The organism is Erythrobacter fulvus (genome assembly GCF_028595285.1).
Lineage (GTDB): Bacteria > Pseudomonadota > Alphaproteobacteria > Sphingomonadales > Sphingomonadaceae > Erythrobacter > Erythrobacter fulvus.
In genome coordinates this window covers 63,826-83,189 of record NZ_JAQQXQ010000011.1, presented here as the reverse complement: position 1 = coordinate 83,189, position 19,364 = coordinate 63,826, and the positions used below count along the sequence as shown (strand labels likewise).

Below are 19,364 nucleotides of genomic sequence, written 5' to 3'. Positions count from 1 at the left end.
TAAGGCCTTTCGCGCATTTTCTTAATTCCATCAGCGGCATGTGGCCGTTTGTGAACCATTCCGCGCGCCTTGATGCCATCCGCGACCTGGGCCTTGAGACAAGCGCGGACCGCGCGCTGTTCTCGCGCATTACCTTGCTGGCGAGCGCGATGCTGGACTGTCCGATCGCGCTGCTTGCGGTGGTCGAAGCCGAGCGACAGTGGTTTCTCGGTCAAACCGGACTGTCGTTGGTCGAAACGCCGCTGGAAGGCTCCTTCTGCGCCGTGTGCACATTGGGTGACGGGCCGTTGCTGGTGGGCGATGCGCGTCAGGACGCACGCTTCCGTGACAATCGGCTGGTCACCGGCGCGCCATTCATCCGCTCCTATCTCGGCGTGCCGGTCCGCAGCGGCGCGGGTCTGGTTCTGGGGGCGCTGTGCGCCCTCTCGCCGGAACCGAACGCCTTCAGTGCCGATCAGATCGCGTCACTGGAGGTGCTGGCGGAACTGGCCGAACAGAGCATCGCGCTGAAAATCCGCACCCGGGAACTGAGCCTTGCCAATGCCGCGCTGAAGCAGACCTCGCAAATCTTCCGGCAGGCGGAACGCGCCGCGAATGTCGGTAGCTGGCGGGTCGATCTGGCCACCGGAGCGCTGCACTGGTCCGATCAGGTATATGTCATCAACGGGCTGGAGCCGGGCCACACGGTTAGCGTCGAGGAAGCGGTGGCGCTTTACCAGAACGAAGACCGGGAAATGGTCTCTGCCGCGCTCGCCGAGACGATCGAACACGGCAAGCCCTTCGGATTCGAAACCACAATCCGGCGAAGCGACGGTGCACGTCGCCGCATCAGGGTGGTGGGCGAGCGGATCGATGTCGACGGCAGGCCCGACAGCGTTGCCGGGATCATTCAGGATTGCACCGAGGAACACCTGCGCAGCGCCGCGCTCAAACGCGCAGCCGAACACGACCGGCTGACCGGGCTGTTCAACCGCGCAAGCTTCGACCGGAGGCTGGCAGCGGCAGTGCGCCATGCCGAACGGGAGCCGGTAATCGTTGCGCTGATCGATCTGGACGGGTTCAAGGACGTCAACGACACGCTCGGCCATCTGGTCGGCGACCGGGTGCTGGTGGCGATCGCGGATCATCTCCACAAGCGCATCGGGAAAGGCATGTTTCTGGCGCGCTGGGGGGGCGACGAATTTGCGCTGCTGTTCCCGCCGGCAATGACACTGGAAGCGGCGACCGCCTTTCTCCACCACCTGACGGCCGAACTCGACAATGTGGTGGCGCTCGGCAGCAGTCCTTTGACCATTGGCGCGACTTGCGGGGTGGCGCGCATGGAAGAGGCGGGCACCGGCGAGGAAATCATGCGCCGCGCCGATCTTGCGCTCTATCGCGGCAAGGAGGACGGACGCGGCAGCGTGGTGTGCTGGAACCGCCAGATCGAAGCGCGACAAAGCGAACGCCAGCACGCCATCGCCCGGCTGCGCGCGGCGCTGAACCAAGGGCGTGCCATTTCCGCCTATCAACCGATCGTCGAGCTCGAAACCGGCCGGATCGTCTCCTTCGAGGCGCTGCTGCGCCTGCGGGGCGAGGACGGCGGACTGATTACCGCCAGCGAGATTTTTTCCGCGCTGCTCGACCCGGAACTTTCGCGGCGGGTGTCGCGGGTGATGCTGGATCAGGTGGTGGCCGATGGCCCCGCGATACTCGATCTGCTGGGCAATGACGCGCGGATCGGGCTCAATCTGTCGGAAGCCGATCTGCGCAAGGACGATTTCGTGCGCCATCTGATCGAGGTGGTCGACGACAGCGCGCTGACGCCTGCCAATTTCACGATCGAGGTGACCGAGACGATGCTGCTCGATGCCGGAGGCCAGCTCCATGCCTCATTGGCGATGCTCGACGCCTGCGGTTTTACCGTCTGTCTCGACGATTTCGGCAGCGGCTTTTCCTCGCTCACCCACCTGCGCCAGTTCCCGATCCACAAGGTCAAGATCGATCGCGATTTCATCGCCGCGATCGGCGAGGACCACCAGTCGCGGCTGATTATTCAGGCGATCGTGCAGATGGGCCACAGCCTCGGCCTGCGCGTCGTGGTGGAAGGCGTCGAGACGGAGGAGCAGGAGAGCTTCCTGCGCGCCATCGGGTGCCGCCACGTGCAGGGCTATCGCTATGGCCGTCCGGCGCTGCTGGAGGATTTGCGCGCACAGCTTGCCCCGTCGGGACCGGTGCGTCTCAGCGCGTGAGCGGCGCCTCGCGCGCGGCGTCTCCGGCGGTGAAGATGAATGTCGTCACCTTCGTGCCGCTGCCGATGTTGACGCGGTTTTCCTGCCGTACCCAGACATCGGTCAGGATCTGCGAATTGACCCGCAGCGTCGCCTCCCCCTTCGGCGCGGGAGCTTCCTGATAGACCATCAGACTGCCGCCCGAAATCTCAGCCCCGACATAGGCGAGGCTGACGGGCTTGCCGTCCACATCGAGCAGGAAGCGGGTGGTGACGTAGCTGGCGAAGTCCTCGCGGCTTTTGGCGCTGCCGACGATATCCGGCAACCGCACGCCCTGCATCGTCAGCGCATGTTCGGCATCGTGCACCGGCACTTGATGGATGACCTCGATCATCCCGGTGCGCGGGTTTGCCGACACCGTGGTGATCGCGATCTTCTGCTGGTGCGCCAGCGCCGGCCCGCCCGCGAGCGGAGCCAGCGCGAGCGCCAGCAGCATGATTAACCGCCGCAGCATCACTTGCGCCCGTCAGGCTCCGCACCGGCGGCTTCACCCATCAGGTCGCGGCTGACGCGTGCCTTGCTGCGTTCCGACTTGAACGCCTCGATCCGGCTGGGGATGATGCGGCGCGGATAGTGGTTGTTCTCGATGTCGGCATCGGCGGTTTCCCAATCGGGATCGACGACAACCTGCACCAGCTCCTTGCCCTTGGGGAACACCAGCAGCTTGGCCACATCGCGCGAATTGCGCCGCCAGATCTCGGCCGGGATCGTCATCTTCTCGGTCTTGCCGTCCTTGAAGGTCAGGCCGAGGATGATCGGCATCACCAGGCCACCCTTGTTCGAGAAGTTGAGAACGTAATAATTCGCGTCCTCCTTCACCGCGCGGTCGAACACCTTGCGCTCCCACGGGTCGAGACCTTCGAGGAAGCTGGTATAGCTCTTGCGGTCCTTGGGCGTGACGGTGAATTCGTCGTTCTTGTCGTAGAAGTCGGTTACGCCGGGATTTTCCATGACCCAGATCGGCAGGCGCTGTTGTTCGTTGAGGCCGATGCCGACCACTTCGGGTTCGTCGGCACGCTCGGCGCGGCGGCGCGGCAGGTCGATATCCGGGTCTTCGGTATCGATCCGCAGGCGGTAGATCGAATCCAGCGAGATATCGACGTGATCGGTGGTGTAGAACCATCCGCGCCAGAACCAGTCGAGATCGGTTCCGCTAGCTTCCTCCATGGTGCGGAAGAAATCGGCCGGAGTGGGACGCTTGAACTTCCAGCGGCGGGCATATTCCCTGAACGCGAAGTCGAACCGCTCGCGCCCGATCACCGTGTCGCGCAGCAGGTGCAGCGCCGCCGACGGCTTGCCATAGGCATTGGCGCCGAGATTGGTGACCGAATCCGACTGGGTCATGATCGGTTCCTGCTGGCTGGAGACCATATAGCTCACCATGTCGCGCGGCAGGCTGCGGGTCCACGGCATGTCCGGATCCCATTCGTAGCCCGCGACCGAATCGAGGAAGGAATTGAGGCCTTCATCCATCCAGGTCCATTGCCGCTCGTCCGAATTCACCGTCATCGGGAAGTAGATATGCCCGACCTCGTGAATGACGACACCGACGAGGAACACCTTTTCGGCCAGCGAATAGGTGCGCGTGCCGTCCTTGTTCAGCGTGGTCCGGGGTCCGTTGAAGGTGATCATCGGATATTCCATCCCGCCGACCGGCCCGTTGACGGACTGCGCGGTGGGATAGGGATAATCGAAGCTGAAGCGCGAATAGACCTTCATGGTGTGCACCACTGCGGCGGTCGAATATTTGCGCCACAGATCGCCGCCTTCCTTGGGCCAGAAGCTCATCGCCATCACGGTTTCATGCTTGGCGCCGGGCTGCTTGTGGCCTTGTGCGTCCCACATGAACTTGCGGCTTGAGGCCCAGGCGAAATCGCGCACGTTCTGCGCGGCGAATTTCCAGGTCTTGCTGCCCGAGGGATTGCCCCGTTCAGCGGCGGCGGCTTCTTCCGGGGTGACGATGAACATCGGCGCATCGGCATCCTTCGCCGCTTCGAGCCGCTGGCGCTGGGCCGCAGTCAGCACGGTTTCCGGGTTCTGGAGCACGCCGGTCGAAGCGACGATGTGATCGTTCGGCACGGTCATTTCGACGGTGTAATCGCCGAATTCGAGCGTGAATTCGCCGCGGCCGAGGAATTCCTTGTTATGCCAGCCTTCGTAGTCCGAATAGGCGACCATGCGCGGGAACCACTGGGCGAGCAGGAAGATGTCGTTGCCGCCCTTGCGCGGATCGTCGGGAAAATGCTCGTAGCCCGAACGCGCCACAACCGCGTCTTCCTCGACGATGTTGAACGCCCAGTCGATCGTGAACTCGGTGCTTTCGCCCGGCGCGAGCGGCTGCGGCAGGTCGATCCGCATCAGCGTGCCGACGATGGTATGCGGCAGGTCTGCCCCCGCCAGCGTCTTCACCGCGTTGATGTCATAGCCGTAGGAATTGTCGGCCATCGCCTGCTGACGACGCAGCTCGTCCATCGAAAGCTTGGTCGGCTCGTTCGCGCTGCCGAGGCTGACCTTGGGCCCGCGCCGGCCGGGTCCGCCAAAGGCATCGGTCATCTCGGCCATCGAATCATTGCGGAAGATGTTCTGGTCGAGCTGCATCCACAGCCACGGCAGGCTATCTGGCGAATTGTTGGTGTAGCGGATCGTCGCCTTGGCGGTGATCCGGCGGCGCGGTTCGTCCAGCGTCGCGGTGATGTTGTAATCGACCTTTTGCTGCCAGTATTCGTGCCCCGGCGCGCCGCTCGCATTGCGATAGGTATTGGGGGTCGGCAGGACTTCGTCGAGTTGCCGGAACTTGTCCTCGTAATTGCCCTTGGTCTGCTGGATGCCCTGTGCATGGGCAGGAATGGCAAACAGAAGGGCGGCAACAAACAGCACGAAGCGCAAGGGCGTTCTCCGGAAGGCAGGTGTCGGGTTCGCGGGCGTCACAGCGCAAAAGCGCGCCGGGCGCAAGCCACTACTATGCCGCAAGCCCCCGGATGTTCCCGCGCTGCGGACTTGGCGAGCGCATGCGATCGCTCTAACGCGGTCCCCATGACCGAGCCCGCATGGCATGCCCTGCACGAAGCCGCCTGCGCGCGCGGGGAAAACACCTATCGCGATCCGGAAACGGGCTACGCGGTATTCACCGCAATCGCCCACTTGGCGCGCGGCAAATGCTGCGGTTCGGGCTGTCGCCATTGCCCATACGGACACGAGGCGGTGCCGACCCGTATCTGACCCTTGCCAAGCCGCGCGCGGACGAGGATAGGCCGCGCCAAAGGAGATTCGTCCCATGAAGACCCGCGCCGCCGTTGCATTCGAAGCCAAGAAGCCGCTCGAAATCGTCGAGCTTGATCTCGAAGGGCCCAAGGCCGGTGAAGTGCTGGTGGAAATCATGGCCTCCGGCATCTGCCACACCGACGCCTACACGCTCGACGGGTTCGACAGCGAAGGCATCTTCCCCAGCGTGCTCGGCCACGAAGGCGCCGGGATCGTGCGCGAAGTCGGCGCGGGGGTCACCAGCGTGAAGCCGGGCGATCACGTCATCCCGCTCTACACGCCGGAATGCCGCCAGTGTAAATCGTGCCTTTCCGGCAAGACCAACCTGTGCACCGCAATCCGCGCCACACAAGGCAAGGGGCTGATGCCCGACGGCACCACGCGTTTCAGCTACAAGGGCCAGCCGATCTATCACTACATGGGCTGTTCGACCTTCTCGAACTTCACCGTGCTGCCCGAAATCGCGGTCGCAAAAATCCGCGAGGACGCGCCGTTCCAGTCCGCCTGCTACATCGGCTGCGGCGTCACCACCGGCGTCGGCGCGGTCACCAACACCGCCAAGGTGCAGGTCGGCGACAAGGTCGTGGTGTTCGGCCTCGGCGGGATCGGCCTCAACGTCATTCAGGGCGCGCGGCTGGCGGGGGCGAACCTGATCGTGGGCGTCGACATCAATCCGGCGCGCGAGGAATGGGGCAAGCGCTTCGGCATGACCCACTTCCTCAACTCTTCAGGAATGAGCCGCGAGGAGATCGTGGCGAAGGTCGTCGAAATGACCGACGGCGGTGCTGATTACACCTTCGATGCCACCGGCAACACCGAAGTGATGCGCACGGCGCTGGAAGCCTGCCACCGCGGCTGGGGCACCAGCGTGATCATCGGTGTGGCCGAAGCGGGCAAGGAAATCGCCACCCGTCCGTTCCAGCTGGTGACGGGCCGCAACTGGCGCGGCACCGCTTTCGGCGGGGCCAAGGGCCGCACCGACGTGCCGAAAATCGTCGACATGTACATGACCGGCAAGATCGAGATCGACCCGATGATCACCCACGTCATGGGTCTGGAAGAGATCAACACCGCTTTCGACCTGATGCACGAAGGCAAGTCGATCCGCAGCGTCGTGGTGTTCTAGGGTCCTTACCTTAGGCGTCGTGTCCTAACGCTCCGAACCGCCCGCCGAAGAACACCAGCGGGCGACCGCCGCCCTGGCCCAGCGCCAGCGCCTCGACCTCGCCGAGGATCAGGGTGTGATCGCCTGCCGGATGCACCGCGTGGCGGCGGCAGGCGACATGGCCGAGCGCACCGGCAATAACCGGCAGACCATGCGTGCCTGTCTCGAAATCGGCCTGGCTCAGCGCGCTGCTGCCGCGCGCGGCATAGCGCCGGGCGATGGTCTGCTGGCCTTCTGCCAGAATGCTGAACGCAAAACGCGGCGCATCGGCATAGGCGGCAAACTGGCTCGCGCTGTTCTGCAGGCTCCAGCTCACCAGCATCGGTTCGAGCGAGACCGAGACCAGCGAATTGATCGTCATCGCCGCCAGCGCGCCGTTGCCGGTCTCCACCGACACCACTGCAACGCCGGTCGCGAATTGCCCCATCAGCTGGCGGAAGGTGGCCGGGCCGGGCATCAGAGGGTCGGGCAAGAGGGTCTCCGGCATGAAGCGCTGGTGGGTCAGGGGCGGCAGTGCGTGCGGCGCGTTTCCCCAAGCATACCGGCAATGTCAATCAATGCCGTCGCGCACGGTTCCCCCGCAGGTGGTTAACCGGGTGGTTACACCGCCGCGCTAAACCCGCAAGAGCCCGCAATTCCGGGCGGCGCGCGATGGTGAGCAATGTACGAAAGCAGGATTGCAGCCGACCGTATCACGGTCACGGCGGTCGAAGGCTTCGCGCCCGAGATCGACGCGCTCGCAGACCGCGCCCTCGCGCGGCGCGGCTTTCTGCGCGCGGCGTGGTATCGTGGCGGTGCCGGACAGCATCCGGGCCGTACCCTCCTGATCCGGCGCGGGGATGAAAATGGCGAGATTATCGCCGCGCTCCCCACCGTGGCGCTTGGTCCGGCGATCGGGCGATTGCGCAAGGTTCCCGGGGCCTATTGGCCGTTCAGGGGCGCGCCGGTCGCCGAAGACTGCAATCCTGTCGAACTGGCCCAGGGGCTCGAACGGGCCGGGCCAAAGCTTCTCGGCCGGGTCTTGCGGCTCGGGCCGGTGCGGATGGACGATCCGGCCAACCAGATGCTGATCGCGGCGGCACAGCTGGCCGGATGGACGGTGCTGTCGCGCCCGGCGGGCACCAGTTGGCTGATCGATCTGAAACAGGCCCGCAGCCAGGGCTGGCCGCGCCCATCCACTGCCAAACGGCTGGCCCGCGCCGAACGGCGCCTGCAAAAGCTCGGGACGGTGGCGTGGCACCACGTGCGCGGCGCGGGGTGGAACGATCAGGTGTTCGAACAGCTCGCGGCGGTCGAAGCGGCAAGCTGGATCGCATCCTCCACCGACACCCGCGGCGCGAAGTTCCTGACAGAGACGCAACGCGGGATCTGGCGCACTGCCATTGCCGATCCGGTACTGGCCGAAATGCTGTGCGCCACGATCCTGACCATCGATGGCCGCGCGGTCGCCTTCAGCTTCGATTGCGACGACGGCGCGGTGCAGTATGGCATCGCCGGAACCTATGTCAGCGATCTGGGCAAGTACGATGTCGGCAAGATCGTCAATTACCGCGCGGTGAGCGATGCGATTGACGACGGCCAGAGCGTGATGGACCTCGGCGCGGGAGACAGCGGTTACAAGCGGGAAATGGGCGCGGTCGCAGGCTATGATATGGCGGATCTGCTGCTGGTGCGCAGCCGCCCGCTGGCGAAGCTGATCGCCCGTCTGTGGGGGGATGAATTGCAACGCAGCGGAAGCTCTGCCCTGACGCCGAAAGTCCTTGTCGATGCCTGACGCCGATCCCCTGAAAGGCGCCGGCAGGCCCGTCCCGTCGCTCGCCGCGCAGGTGCGCACGGCGGTGATCTGGCGTTCGGGCAGTCAGGTGCTGACGCAGATCGTCTCGTGGTGCTCGACGCTGATCGTGATCCGCTTGCTTGCGCCGGAAGATTACGGTCTGTTCGCGATGGCGCAGGTGATGCTGGTGCTGCTCAGCACGATGAACGGCTGGGGGCTGGCATCCGCGCTGATCCGCGAACCGGAAGTGAGCGAGGAACGCCTACGCCAGACGCTGGGGATGCTGATCCTGCTCAATTGCGGGCTGGCACTGATCCAATTCCTTGCCGCACCGCTGGTGGCATTGTGGTTCGAACAGCCGCAGGTAACTCAGCTTTTGCGGGTGCAGTCGCTGCTCTATCTCGCGGTGCCGTTCTGCGCGCTGCCGCACGCCATCCTCAGCCGAAAAATGGATTTCCGCCGTCCCGCGCAGGTTCGTCTCGCCGCGGCGCTGGCGGGCGCGGGCACCGCGCTTACCGGGGCATTTTCGGGCTGGGGGGTGTGGACGCTGGTCGTCGCACCGATGGCGATGTTTTTTACCGAGGCAATCGGCATGACATGGGCCGCCCGCGCCCCGGTCCGCCCCAGCTTCCGCTTTGCGGGCGCAGGCCATATCGCCGGCTTCGGCGGGGTGATGACCGCGACCCAGCTGTTCTGGTTCGTGCAGAGCCAGGCCGACGTGATGATCGCCGGGCGCGTGCTGGATGCGCACAGCCTCGGGGTCTACACCACCGGCCTGTTCCTCGCGCAGCTGCTCGCCGCCAAGTTCGTGCCGCCGATCAACGAAGTCGCCTATGCCGCCTATTCGCGCCAGCAGGCGGTCGGGCCCGAGCCGCTGCTCGCCACAATCCGGCTGGTGATGCTGGTGGCGCTGCCCGCCTATGCCGGACTGGCGGTGGTCGCCCCGGTGCTGGTTCCGGTGCTGCTGGGTGAAAAATGGCTGGAGATTGTCCCGCTGCTGCCGATCCTTGCCGCGGCCATGGCAATGCTGACGTTGCAGATCCTGTTCGCCCCGGCGACCAATGCGCGCGGGGTGCCGCAGGTGGCGCTGCGGATCACCATGCTCGGCAGTGTGATCATGCCGCTGGCCTTCTTCACGGGTTCGCATTTCGGTGTGACCGGCTTTGCCTGGGGCTGGGTTGGCGGGATGGCGGTGCTGACCGCCGCGACGATCCGCCTGTCGGGCCGGTTGCTGGGACTACGGCTTGGCGGGCTGGCGCACGCGATTGCACCGCCGCTGGCCGCCGCGCTGGCGATGGCGGCAGGGGTGGCGCTGGCATTGCGGGCGATGCCGCCGGTGCTACCACTGCTGTCGCTGGCGATTGCGGTTCCGCTGGGCGTGGCGCTTTACCTCGCCGCGCTCCGCCTGATCGCACCCGAGCGGCTGACCGAAGCCCTGCGTTTCGCGCGGTCGCAGAGCGAAGGCGAACCCGTTCCGGCGGAATAACCCCTGCCAAAAGCGCGCGATTGACACTGCCGCCGCTATCCGGTTGGGCAAGGCCATGAACACCAGCCGTCCCGCACCCGCCACCTGCCTTTATCACGTCAACGGTATCGATCTTGCGGTCCACGAATGGGCCGGGACCGACAGTGCCGCCGTGCCGCTGGTCTTCGCCCATGCGACGGGGTTTCACGGTCGGGTATTCGACGCGATCATCGAACAATTCCCCGCGCACCCCGCCTATGCGATCGACCTGCGCGGACACGGCCAATCGGGCGGCGGCCCGATCGAGGACTGGCGCGTGGTGGCGCGCGATGTGGTGGAATTTCTGGAACAGGCGGGCATCACCGGCGCTATCGGCATCGGCCATTCGATGGGGGCGCACACGCTGTTGCAGGTCGCCGCCGATCACCCTTCGGCCTTCAGCCGCCTCGTGCTGTTCGATCCGGTGATCCTCGCGCCCGAATTCTATGCGCCCGGACAGCCGCTATACACGGCAGACAATCCCCACCCCGCGATCCGGCGCAAGCGCAACTTCGCCTCGGCACAGGCAATGATGGAGCGGTTCCGCGCGCGGGATCCCTATTGCCTGTTCGATGCACGGGTTTTCGCGGATTACTGCACCTACGGCCTTGTTCCGGCTGCGTCGGGCGAAGGTATGGAACTGGCCTGCGCGCCAGAGGTCGAGGCGAGCGTCTACGCCTCCAGCCGCAGCAATGGTGCGATCCTCGATGCGGCGCGGCATGTCGATATTCCGGTGCTGGTGGTGCGCGCGCAGATGAGCGACCTCAACGACTTCAAGAGCTCACCCACATGGCCCGATCTTGCGTCGGTCCTGCCGCAGGGCACCGATCTGCACCGCCCCGATCGCACCCATTTCCACCCCTTCGAAGACCCCGCCGACGCAGCACGGATCATCGCCGGGTTCATCGGCTAGCAGGCCTTGTTCTTCAAATGTTTCTGCTTTGCAGAGCTTCGCTTCCACGTGAAACATTTTGCGCCGCTCACCCCGCTGCCGCCAGCAGATCGCCGAGATCGCCGCGCACGCGGGCGATTTCTTCCGCCCGTGCCCGCACGAAATTGCCCGCAATCTGGTTCGCCAAACCACCATAGAAGGTGACGAGACTGGCGCGCAGCGGATGCTCGGGCGAAACCGACCTCGCCAGCCACAGGGTGATCGTCTGCGCCCGCGCCAGCGCTTCGCGCGGGACGGCATCCGGCGTGCGTTCGAGCGCGAGCAGCGCCTGACCGAGTGCGGCAATCGCCTCTTCCAGACAGATCCGGGTCAGTTCGGCGGGGTTCGAGGCCTCGATCCGCGCATCGAGTTCGACCCGGCGATAGGCGGCGGCGGGATTGCGCGACAACATCTGCATCACCTTTCGTCCTTACCGGTCGCTGTTCGACCACAGGTCGACCTGCGCGCGCAGGAAAGTCAGCGTCGATTGCGACGCGGCGACCCGGCGCTCTGCAGCAACCAGATCACGGGTCAGCCGCTCGCGCAGGTTTTCCTGCTGTTCGGCAATGCGGGAAAGGCGCTCGTCGCTGCGTTCAAGCTGCGCCTCGAACCGCCTCACCGAACCGCCGAGCGAGGCCGGATCGCTGACGAGGCTGTTTTCGCGCGCGAAGCGGTCGATCGTGGCGAATACGCCTGAAGGCCCGGTGGTGAACATCGCCGCGACGGCATCGGGGCTGTTCTCGATCGCCTGACCCAGCCGCGCGCTGTCGAGCCGGAAAGTGCCGTCGCGGTTCAACGCCACGCCGAGATCGGCCAGCGTGCGCGGAGCCCCTGCTGCCGCGCCGGGCATCACCACCTGCCCCGCCAGCGCGGCCAGATCGCGGCGCAATTCGCGCGCGCCGGGATCATTGCCCAGCTCTCCGCCGAGCGGCGAGGCCAGATCGTTCACCTGCGCCACAATATCGTTCAGCGCGGCGACGAAATCGCCCATCAGCGTGGAAATCGCAGACGTGTTGCTGGCAAAGGTGAGGCTGGTGGGGGCACCGGCGTTGGTGGCGGCGAGTTCGAGCGTGAAGCCGCCCGGCAGCCCGCTGACGCGATTGGTCGCGCTAGTCATCGCCACGGTATCGAGGAGGAAGGCCGCATCGCGGGCCGTTCCGCGCAGCTCGCCCGCGTCGCTCGCCGGGTTCCAAGCGAGATAGGACAGATCGCCCGGCACCGCCCCGCCGCCCGCGCCCGCCGGTTCGATCACGAAGCCGCTGGCCGCCCCTTCGGCACCTTTCAGCACCAGCTGCGCGCTGTTCTGGCCGGTGGCGACATAGGCGCTCACGGCGCCGCCGCTTTGGCGCGTGATCTTCGCCGCCAGCGTCGCCAGCGTGTCGTCAGCAGTGACGGTGATGTCCAGCGGATCGCGGGCGGCATCGGCGGTGAAGCCCGCTCCGTCGACGGTGCCGAAACGCAGGGTCAGCGTGCCCGCGCCGACCAGATCGTCGCGGCTGGTATAGGCATTGCCGACCAGCGTCTGCCCCTGCGCCAGCTGGGTGACTTCAAGCGAAAACGTGCCGCGCGGGGTCAGGCCCGCAGGCACGCTCACCCGCGCCACGCCGGGATTGCCCAGCTCGCCGCGCGGGGCGAGGTCGCCGTTGCGGATCCGGTCGCCCAGCGCGCTGGAAAGGCTCGTCACCGCGCCGCGCAGCTGCGCCGCAGCCGAAATCTGCGCTTCGAGCGTTTCGCGCCGCGCCTCCACCGTCTGGCGCTGAAAGGCGAAGCTGGCTTCGGAGATATTGTCGGCCAGCGCGATGAAATCGATACCGCTGCCTGCGCCAAGCGCGGAGATGATCGAGGAGCCTGCGTTTTCCATGCCCGGAAGAACGGCTGAAAGGCGCAGGTCTTAAGCGGGAATCTCGCGCTTTCCGTTGCCGTCGAAACGCAGCTCGGGCGGCACGTCGATCACCGGGCGGCGCGGATGCTGGCCGCGCTTCAATGCCATGACGAAAGCCACCAGCGCGGCGATCGCGACGTAGAGTTCTTCGCGCACCATCTGGTTCGGCTGGGTGGTAAAATAGACCGCGCGGGCGAGCTGCGGATATTCGAGCAGCGGCAGGCCTTCCTCCCCCGCAATCTCACGCATCGCGAGCGCGGTGTCGCCGCGCCCTTTGGCCAGCACCACGGGTGCGGGCGCGAGCGCGGGATCATAAGTCAGCGCCACGGCAAAGTGCAGCGGGTTGACGATCACGAACTGCGCGTCCTTCATCGCCTTGGCCACGCCGCCGCGCGCCAGATCGCGCTGCCGCTGGCGGCGCGCCGATTTCATCTCGGGGGAGCCTTCGGCCTCCTTATTCTCATCCCGCATGTCCTGCAGGCTCATCTTCAGCCGCTTGTCGCGCTGGAAACGTTGCAGCGGGTAATCCACCGCCGCGATCACTGCGAGCCCGGCCAGCAGCGCGCCGACCAGACTGACAATCGCACCCGCCGCAAGCCCGATCTGCGCCTCCAGCGGGCTGCGCCCCAGCATCATCAGTCCGGGCAGATGCGCCCCGGCCCAGAACCACGCGATCCCGCCCAGCAGCCCCAGTTTCAGCAGCCCCTTGCCCAGTTCGATCAGCCCCTGCCAGCCGAGGATGCGTTTGAGGCCCGACAGCGGATTGATCCGCGACGCCTTGAACGCGGCATTGCCGGGGTTGAAGCGCCCCTCTCCCAGCAGCAGCTGCGACGCGATGGTGATCCCCGCCACCGCCAACCCCAGCGTCATCACGGGGGGAAGGATAGCCGCGGCAGCGTCGGCCACCAGCGCGCCGGGGGCAAACCCGTCAAGCGCGCGGCGATCGAAGGTGAAACCGGCGCGCGCGGTATGGGCGAGGCTTTCCGCCAACCATGGGCCAAAGCCGAACAGCGCGAGCGCGCCCGTGCCGGTCGCGGCGAGCACCGCCACCTCCTTGGAACGCAGCACGTCGCCCTTTTTGGCGGCATCGGCGCGGCGCTTGGCAGTCGGCGCGAAGGTCTTTTCGCCCGGAGTCTCTTCAGCCATGGCGCGTCTCTTCAGCCATCAGCGCGGCTCCGGCGCGATCAGCGCGGCGGATTGATCGAGCGCGGTCTCGATCACGCCGCTGAACTGCTCCACCATCACCGGCACGGCGATGATCAGCGCGGCGATCCCGGCCAGCACGCCGGCGGGCAGGCCCAGCGCGAACAGGTTGAGCGCCGGAGCGGAGCGGGCGACGAGGCCCGTCACCACCTGCACCAGCAGCAGCACAAGCACCACCGGCAGCGCGATGGCGGCGGCAGTGGCAAGGCCATAGCCCATGAACAGCCCGATGCTCTGCGCCCGCCATGCCCCGAAGGCAAACTCGCCCGCAGGAAGCAGGCGGTAGCTTTCGACCAGCAATTCGAACCACAACAGATGCGCGCCGATGGCATAGAACAATAGGCTCAGCACCAGCCCGAAAAAGGTGCCGAGCGCGCCCGATTGCGCCCCGCTGGTCGGATCGATCGAGGTCGCGATGGCAAGGCCCATGGTGCCCGAAATCTGTTCGGCCGCGATCAGCGGTATGGCGAAGGCGAGTTGCAGGACAAAGCCGAGCGCCGTGCCCACCAGCACTTCATGCAGCACCGCCAGCACGGCGGCGAAACTCAGCATCTCGGGCGCAGGGGCGATCGGCACCCAGCTGGCGACGAAAAAGCCCAGCACGATCGACAGCAGGATGCGCACCGGCGCGGGCACCGCCATGCCGCCCACCATCGGCGCGGCCAGCAGGGCCGCCCCGCAGCGGATCGACAGGAACAGGATCTGCCACAGCTGCGCCTCGATACTGGCAAAGCCGAAGTCGAGGATGTTCATGCGCTTACGCCGAAATCTGCGCCACCTGCGCCATGATTTCGCGCAGGAAGTCGCCCAGCAGCGCCATCATCGCACCGCCCAGCACCACGAATACCAGCGCGGTGATCGCCAGCTTGGGAATGAAGCTGAGGGTCTGTTCGTTCACCGACGTCGCGGCCTGGATGATCCCGACCACAAGGCCCACCACCAGCGCGGCGACCAGCACCGGCCCGGCGATCAGCGCCGTGACCCACAGCGTCTGGTCGGCCAGCGCGAGCAGCTGTGCATCCTCGCCCATCAGGCGAAACTCATCGCCAGACTGCCCATCAGCAGCGCCCAGCCATCGACCAGCACGAACAGCAGCAGCTTGAACGGCAGGGAGATGATCGTGGGTGACAGCATCATCATGCCGAGGCTCATCAGCACGCTCGCCACCACAAGATCGATCACGAGGAACGGCAGGAAGATCATGAAGCCGATCTGGAACGCGGTCTCCAGCTCGCTGGTGACGAAAGCCGGCAGCAGGATCGAAAAGGGCACATCCGCGCCGCTAGCGAAGCTGCCACCCCCGGCGATATCGGTGAACATCATCAGGTTTGCCTCGCGCGTCTGACGGATCATGAAGGCGTGAAATGCATCGCCCGCCTGCGCAATCGCGGCATCCGCGCCGATGGTTCCGGCGGCATAGGGCGCGATCGCCTGCGCGTTCACGGTCTCCAGCGTCGGGGCCATCACGAACAGCGACAGGAACAGCGCCAGACCGGCGAGCACCTGCCCCGGGGGCGAACCTTGCAGGCCCAGCGCCTGACGCAATATCGCCAGCACCACCAGAATGCGCAGGAAGCTGGTCATCATCAGCACCAGCGCGGGCAGGATGGTGAGCAGGCCCATCACCACCAGCAGCTGGAGCGAAAGGCTCAGCGGGCTGTCATCGCCCGCGCCGTTCTCTCCCAGAGCGCGCTCGATAGCAGTGCCGACGCCCGCCGCCACGGGGTTAGGGGCTGAGGCGGCGGGCGCGGCCGCGTGCGCCCAGTCGGGCGACGCGAAAAACATGGTTAACGCGGCAAGGCACAGCAATGCCGTTCGCAGGATCGCAAGGCGGTGCATCACTCGGTCTCCGGCAGCAGATCGCCGGAAGGCGCGGATGCCTCGCCCAGCCGCACCATGCCCTGGCGCGTGCAGCCGAGCAGGATGTCGCGATCGCGAAAGCGCACCACGGCCAGCTTCATTCCCGGCGCGATCAGGCTGGTTTCGATCAGCTGGAGCTGGCGTCCGCCGCTACCGGGCTGTCCGGAAAGGCGCGCCTGCATGAACCGGGTGAGCCACAGGCTCCCCCAGATCAGGCCTGCCAGCAGCGGCAGCAGCAGCGCGAGCCGCAGGAGATATTCGAGCATCGCCCCGCCCCGCTCAGAGCGCGTCCGCCGCGCCGACCGCCGGATCGGCGGGCATGGCAGCATCGGCAGGCGGCGCGTCAGCGGCCGGGATTTCCTGCCCGTCCTCGCCCACCAGATGGACGATCCGCAGCGCAAAGCGGCCCTTTTCCGCCACCACCTCGCCGCGCGCAATCACGCGGCCATTGGCGGTAACGTCGAGCAGTTCGTCGGTCAGCCGGTCAAGCATCACGGTGCTCCCCTCGCCCAGCATCAGGACATCGCGCAGCGGCATTTCGGTGCGGCCCAGTTCGACCGACAGGCGCACGGCGACCGCGCCGAAGCGCTGGAAGGCGGCGGGCTGGAATTCACTCATCGGGCAAGTCCTTCTGCGGGAAAGCGGGTGAGGCGGATCGCCATGCGATCTTCAAGCGTGCCGATGCTGCCATGGGCGATCGGCTTGTCGCCCAGCAACAGCGGCACCTGGCGGCCCATGGCGAGCGGGAGCCGGTCGCCCGGAGCAAGCGCCTGGAGCCGCGCCAGCGACAGATCGACTTCGGCCAGCACCACGTGCAGCGGCAGGGGAACCCCGGCAAAGGGCGCGGCCAGCGGGCTGGCAGGCTGGCGCGGTTCGCGGCGAGCGGGCAGCGCACCCGTGCGGCCGGGCACGGGTAACAAGCGCTCCATCCGATCGGCGGCGATAGCGAGCAGGCAATGCCATTCGGCCCCCTCGCGGTTGGCGATGGCGATCGGGAACAGCAACACTTCTGCATCAGCCGCAAAGGGTTTCAGACGCGCGGCGCTATCGCTGCGGATGATCACTTCGCTTGCCGGCTCCGCACCGGCGGGCAGCACCGCATCGCCAAGGCTGGCACGAGTGATCCCCAGCGCGATGATCGCGGCAATCTCGTCCACCAGCAGCGCGGAAGATCGCGGAAGCTGGTGGGGTGCGGGTTCGGCGCGTTTGCCGTCACCGCCGAAGCTCCGGTCGGTCAGGGCAATGGCGGTCGCAAAGTCGAAGGCAACCAGCGCGGTCTCCCTCGCTACGCCGCAGCGCAGCAGCGCATTGGCGGCGACCGGGCCGATGCGTTCGAGCACAGCATGACCGGACAGAGTCTCCGGCTCTGGCAGGTTCACCTCGAGCCGGTCACCCGAAAGCAGCGGGGAAAGATCTTCGGCAAGCAAGCGGGCAAGGTCGCGCCGCCATGCCGTCATCAAAGCCGCGCGCTCTTCCGGACGCGGGCCACGCGCTGCGCCATGGGCGGTCAGTTCGCAGCAGTGCTGCGCAGCGGGCCGGACGGCGGCGAAATCATGCGCCAGCCTCATTGGACCAGAAACCCCCGGAAATGCACCGCATCAATGCCGCCGAAGCCCTCGTTCTCCTCAAGCACGGCGTTGACCGCACGGGTCAGGCGCGTAGCGAGCTTCTTCTTGCCCTCGACGTCATAGACTTCGGCCTCGGTGGTGGCGGCAAGCTGGGCGAGGATTGCCGAACGGATCGCCAGTTCGTGGTTCTGCACCCATTGCAGCACCCGCCCGTCGCGGCGGGTCGATACCGCCAGTTCGACTTGCACCAGCCCCGGCGAATCCGCGAGGTTGGAGGTGAAGCTTTCCTCGAAGCTGTAATAGGCGGTGCGGTACTTGCTGCCGCCTTCGCCATAGACCGGGGCGGGGGCGTCCTTTTGCTTCTCGGCACCGGGCAGGGGATAGGGGTCTTTGTCGCCCTTGAGCACCAGCTTGGGCTCGTCGGGTTCATGCGCGCCCTTGGCGCCGCCGAACAGGCCCGCGGCATAGGCGCCATAGGCTCCGCCCGCGCCGAGTGCGAGCAACAGCACCGCGCCGAGGACGATCTTGATCAGCCCGCCCTTGCCCGCGCCGCCTTTCGACTGGCGCCGGTCGACGCCGTCCCATTCCTCTTTGTCCTTGCCCTTGGACATGAAATCTCAACTCCCTGTTGCCGCCGCGCCGGTTCAGGCGAACAGGCCGCGCTGGCGATGATCGGTGGCCTCGTTGTCCTGCGTCCCGCCAGCCAGGGCCGCGTCGTCACGACGCTGCTGCTGGCGCTGGTGCTGGTGCTGCGAAGCCCCCTCGTCACGGTTCCCTGAATGCGCCAAGTATGGTTGAGACGAGCCTTGCCCCGACCCCTGGGAAAACCCGTAAGTCCTGTCGGAGGAGCCGGAGGAACCGCTGCCCTGACCGGTTCCGGCACCGGTGGCGGACGTGTCGGCAGAAAGTGCAACCCCGCGTTCGGCCAGCGCGGCCTGAATGGCGGGAACGAAGCCCGGATCGCGGCTCGCCAGCACCGCGCGCCAGTCCTGCGACGTGGCGGCAGCCTCAATCCTAAGCGAGACAAATCCGAATTCGGCGTGCCGCAAGGTCATCTCGGGCCGCGCGCTGCGCAGCGCCTCGCGGATCTCGCCGACCTGCGCGATGGCAGATTCGAGCTGGGGCGCGGGCGCGCGCGGTTCGGCGCGCTCGGTCACCGGAGCGGGGCCGGCGGCGGGCGGCGGTGCCATCGGCGCATGGGGCGCGGATTGGGGTGCCGGACTGCCGGATGACGCGGCGGCGGCGGGCCGGGTTGCGGTTTCGGCAAGGCCGTCCGGCAAGGCGGGCGCAAGCTGTTCGGCAAGCATATCATCGGCGACCGGTTCGCCTGTCGCCGCAGGCAGGCGCGGGGCGACAGGCGTGTTCGGTGCGCCCCGCATAGCCACGGGCCCGGCGGCAGGAACAGTTCGGGCAGCAGGCAGAGCAGCCGGTGCGGGTGCGGGAGGCGGAGCCAACACGAGAGCGGGCACGGGGGCCTGCACGGGTGTTGGCGCAGGCGCGGCGGTGGGAGCCGCCTGGAGCACCTCGCCTCCGGCTGCCGCGCTATCCGCGCTTTCGGCTTTGTGCGGTGTCTCCGGTTCGGCAACCTCGTCCCCGGGCTTTGTGACCGGCGCAAGGGCAGCCTCCGGCGCGGGCGCTGCGGCGATCACAGGCGTCGCATCGGGTGTTGGCACAAGAGCGGCAAAGGGCGGCAAAGCGGTGCCGCTTTCCGGCAGGATCGTGCCGGACGGGGCGGCATCGGGCAGCGCACTCTGCGATGGCAAGGCTATCCGGGCGGGCGTCGCCGCATCGAGCAATCCGGCGAAGTCCGGCACCATCCGTGCGCCGCCTGCACCGGCATTGCCGCCGGGATTGCCGGCCACATTGCCTCCCGTACCCGTCGCGGCGCCGGGCAGCGCAGCGAGCGGGCCGGTGGTCATGGGCAGATCGGGCAGGAAGGGGATCAT

Annotated in this window: 20 protein-coding genes; 6 read left to right on the top strand and 14 right to left on the bottom strand. The window is 66.6% G+C overall.

The window, feature by feature from the left end:
* The first annotated feature begins 50 nt into the window (after positions 1 to 50).
* On the top strand, positions 51 to 2,231 hold the full coding sequence (locus tag OIK40_RS13275; RefSeq protein ID WP_273678826.1) for a putative bifunctional diguanylate cyclase/phosphodiesterase: 2,181 nt from the start codon (positions 51 to 53) through the stop codon (positions 2,229 to 2,231).
* Here the strand turns inward: OIK40_RS13275 and OIK40_RS13270 are convergent.
* Both OIK40_RS13270 and OIK40_RS13265 read right to left on the bottom strand, forming a co-directional pair.
* Complete coding sequence (locus tag OIK40_RS13270; protein WP_273678825.1) at positions 2,221 to 2,724, bottom strand: DUF6702 family protein; 504 nt, start codon at positions 2,722 to 2,724, stop codon at positions 2,221 to 2,223. The two genes, OIK40_RS13275 and OIK40_RS13270, sit on opposite strands and share 11 nt — an antisense overlap.
* A complete protein-coding gene (locus OIK40_RS13265) occupies positions 2,724 to 5,147 on the bottom strand; it encodes a M1 family metallopeptidase (protein ID WP_273678852.1) in 2,424 nt (807 codons plus the stop codon). The genes OIK40_RS13270 and OIK40_RS13265 overlap by 1 nt, the downstream gene beginning before the upstream one ends.
* A 156-nt stretch (positions 5,148 to 5,303) precedes the next feature.
* Here OIK40_RS13265 and OIK40_RS13260 point away from each other — a divergent pair, with 156 nt between their 5' ends.
* Together OIK40_RS13260 and OIK40_RS13255 are read left to right on the top strand one after the other, a co-directional pair.
* Positions 5,304 to 5,489, top strand: coding sequence for a C1orf53 family protein (locus OIK40_RS13260; RefSeq protein WP_273678824.1), 186 nt, complete (start codon positions 5,304 to 5,306; stop codon positions 5,487 to 5,489).
* Positions 5,490 to 5,544: 55 nt separating this feature from the next.
* Positions 5,545 to 6,657: an S-(hydroxymethyl)glutathione dehydrogenase/class III alcohol dehydrogenase gene (locus OIK40_RS13255; protein ID WP_273678823.1), complete on the top strand. Its 1,113-nt coding sequence runs from the start codon at positions 5,545 to 5,547 to the stop codon at positions 6,655 to 6,657.
* Between the two features lie 10 nt (positions 6,658 to 6,667).
* Here the strand turns inward: OIK40_RS13255 and OIK40_RS13250 are convergent, their stop codons facing one another.
* Complete coding sequence (locus OIK40_RS13250; protein WP_273678822.1) at positions 6,668 to 7,168, bottom strand: flavin reductase family protein; 501 nt, start codon at positions 7,166 to 7,168, stop codon at positions 6,668 to 6,670.
* 189 nt (positions 7,169 to 7,357) lie between these two features.
* On the opposite strand from OIK40_RS13250, the gene OIK40_RS13245 reads away from it, so the two are divergent.
* From OIK40_RS13245 to OIK40_RS13235, 3 genes are read left to right on the top strand one after another with little or no spacing between them, the layout of a single operon-like run.
* Positions 7,358 to 8,470 (top strand): GNAT family N-acetyltransferase, encoded by a 1,113-nt coding sequence (locus OIK40_RS13245; protein WP_273678821.1) that lies wholly within the window; start codon positions 7,358 to 7,360, stop codon positions 8,468 to 8,470.
* Complete coding sequence (locus OIK40_RS13240; protein WP_273678820.1) at positions 8,463 to 9,956, top strand: lipopolysaccharide biosynthesis protein; 1,494 nt, start codon at positions 8,463 to 8,465, stop codon at positions 9,954 to 9,956. Before OIK40_RS13245 ends, OIK40_RS13240 begins: the two co-directional genes overlap by 8 nt.
* A gap of 55 nt (positions 9,957 to 10,011) precedes the next feature.
* Complete coding sequence (locus OIK40_RS13235) at positions 10,012 to 10,887, top strand: alpha/beta hydrolase (protein ID WP_273678819.1); 876 nt, start codon at positions 10,012 to 10,014, stop codon at positions 10,885 to 10,887.
* A 67-nt stretch (positions 10,888 to 10,954) separates the two neighbouring features.
* Here the strand turns inward: OIK40_RS13235 and OIK40_RS13230 are convergent, their stop codons facing one another.
* From OIK40_RS13230 to OIK40_RS13180, 11 genes are read right to left on the bottom strand one after another with little or no spacing between them, the layout of a single operon-like run.
* A complete protein-coding gene (locus OIK40_RS13230; RefSeq protein ID WP_273678818.1) occupies positions 10,955 to 11,323 on the bottom strand; it encodes a flagellar protein FliS in 369 nt (122 codons plus the stop codon).
* Positions 11,324 to 11,335: 12 nt separating this feature from the next.
* Entirely contained in the window at positions 11,336 to 12,766 is a 1,431-nt protein-coding gene (fliD, locus tag OIK40_RS13225) for a flagellar filament capping protein FliD (protein ID WP_273678817.1), read from the bottom strand.
* A 30-nt stretch (positions 12,767 to 12,796) separates the two neighbouring features.
* Positions 12,797 to 13,933, bottom strand: coding sequence for an EscU/YscU/HrcU family type III secretion system export apparatus switch protein (locus tag OIK40_RS13220; RefSeq protein WP_273678816.1), 1,137 nt, complete (start codon positions 13,931 to 13,933; stop codon positions 12,797 to 12,799).
* An 18-nt stretch (positions 13,934 to 13,951) separates the two neighbouring features.
* Complete coding sequence (locus tag OIK40_RS13215; protein ID WP_273678815.1) at positions 13,952 to 14,743, bottom strand: flagellar biosynthetic protein FliR; 792 nt, start codon at positions 14,741 to 14,743, stop codon at positions 13,952 to 13,954.
* A gap of 4 nt (positions 14,744 to 14,747) precedes the next feature.
* On the bottom strand, positions 14,748 to 15,020 hold the full coding sequence (locus OIK40_RS13210; RefSeq protein ID WP_273678814.1) for a flagellar biosynthetic protein FliQ: 273 nt from the start codon (positions 15,018 to 15,020) through the stop codon (positions 14,748 to 14,750).
* A complete protein-coding gene (gene fliP / locus OIK40_RS13205; RefSeq protein ID WP_374211816.1) occupies positions 15,020 to 15,829 on the bottom strand; it encodes a flagellar type III secretion system pore protein FliP in 810 nt (269 codons plus the stop codon). Before fliP ends, OIK40_RS13210 begins: the two co-directional genes overlap by 1 nt.
* Entirely contained in the window at positions 15,829 to 16,116 is a 288-nt protein-coding gene (locus OIK40_RS13200; RefSeq protein WP_273678813.1) for a flagellar biosynthetic protein FliO, read from the bottom strand. The genes fliP and OIK40_RS13200 overlap by 1 nt, the downstream gene beginning before the upstream one ends.
* A gap of 13 nt (positions 16,117 to 16,129) precedes the next feature.
* Positions 16,130 to 16,468 carry a FliM/FliN family flagellar motor switch protein gene (locus OIK40_RS13195; protein ID WP_273678812.1) on the bottom strand — a complete coding sequence of 113 codons (339 nt, stop codon included), beginning with the start codon at positions 16,466 to 16,468 and terminating at the stop codon, positions 16,130 to 16,132.
* Entirely contained in the window at positions 16,465 to 17,418 is a 954-nt protein-coding gene (locus OIK40_RS13190; protein WP_273678811.1) for a flagellar motor switch protein FliM, read from the bottom strand. The genes OIK40_RS13195 and OIK40_RS13190 overlap by 4 nt, the downstream gene beginning before the upstream one ends.
* Positions 17,415 to 18,029: a flagellar basal body-associated FliL family protein gene (locus OIK40_RS13185; RefSeq protein ID WP_309557577.1), complete on the bottom strand. Its 615-nt coding sequence runs from the start codon at positions 18,027 to 18,029 to the stop codon at positions 17,415 to 17,417. The genes OIK40_RS13190 and OIK40_RS13185 overlap by 4 nt, the downstream gene beginning before the upstream one ends.
* 33 nt (positions 18,030 to 18,062) lie before the next feature.
* Entirely contained in the window at positions 18,063 to 19,364 is a 1,302-nt protein-coding gene (locus OIK40_RS13180; protein ID WP_273678810.1) for a hypothetical protein, read from the bottom strand.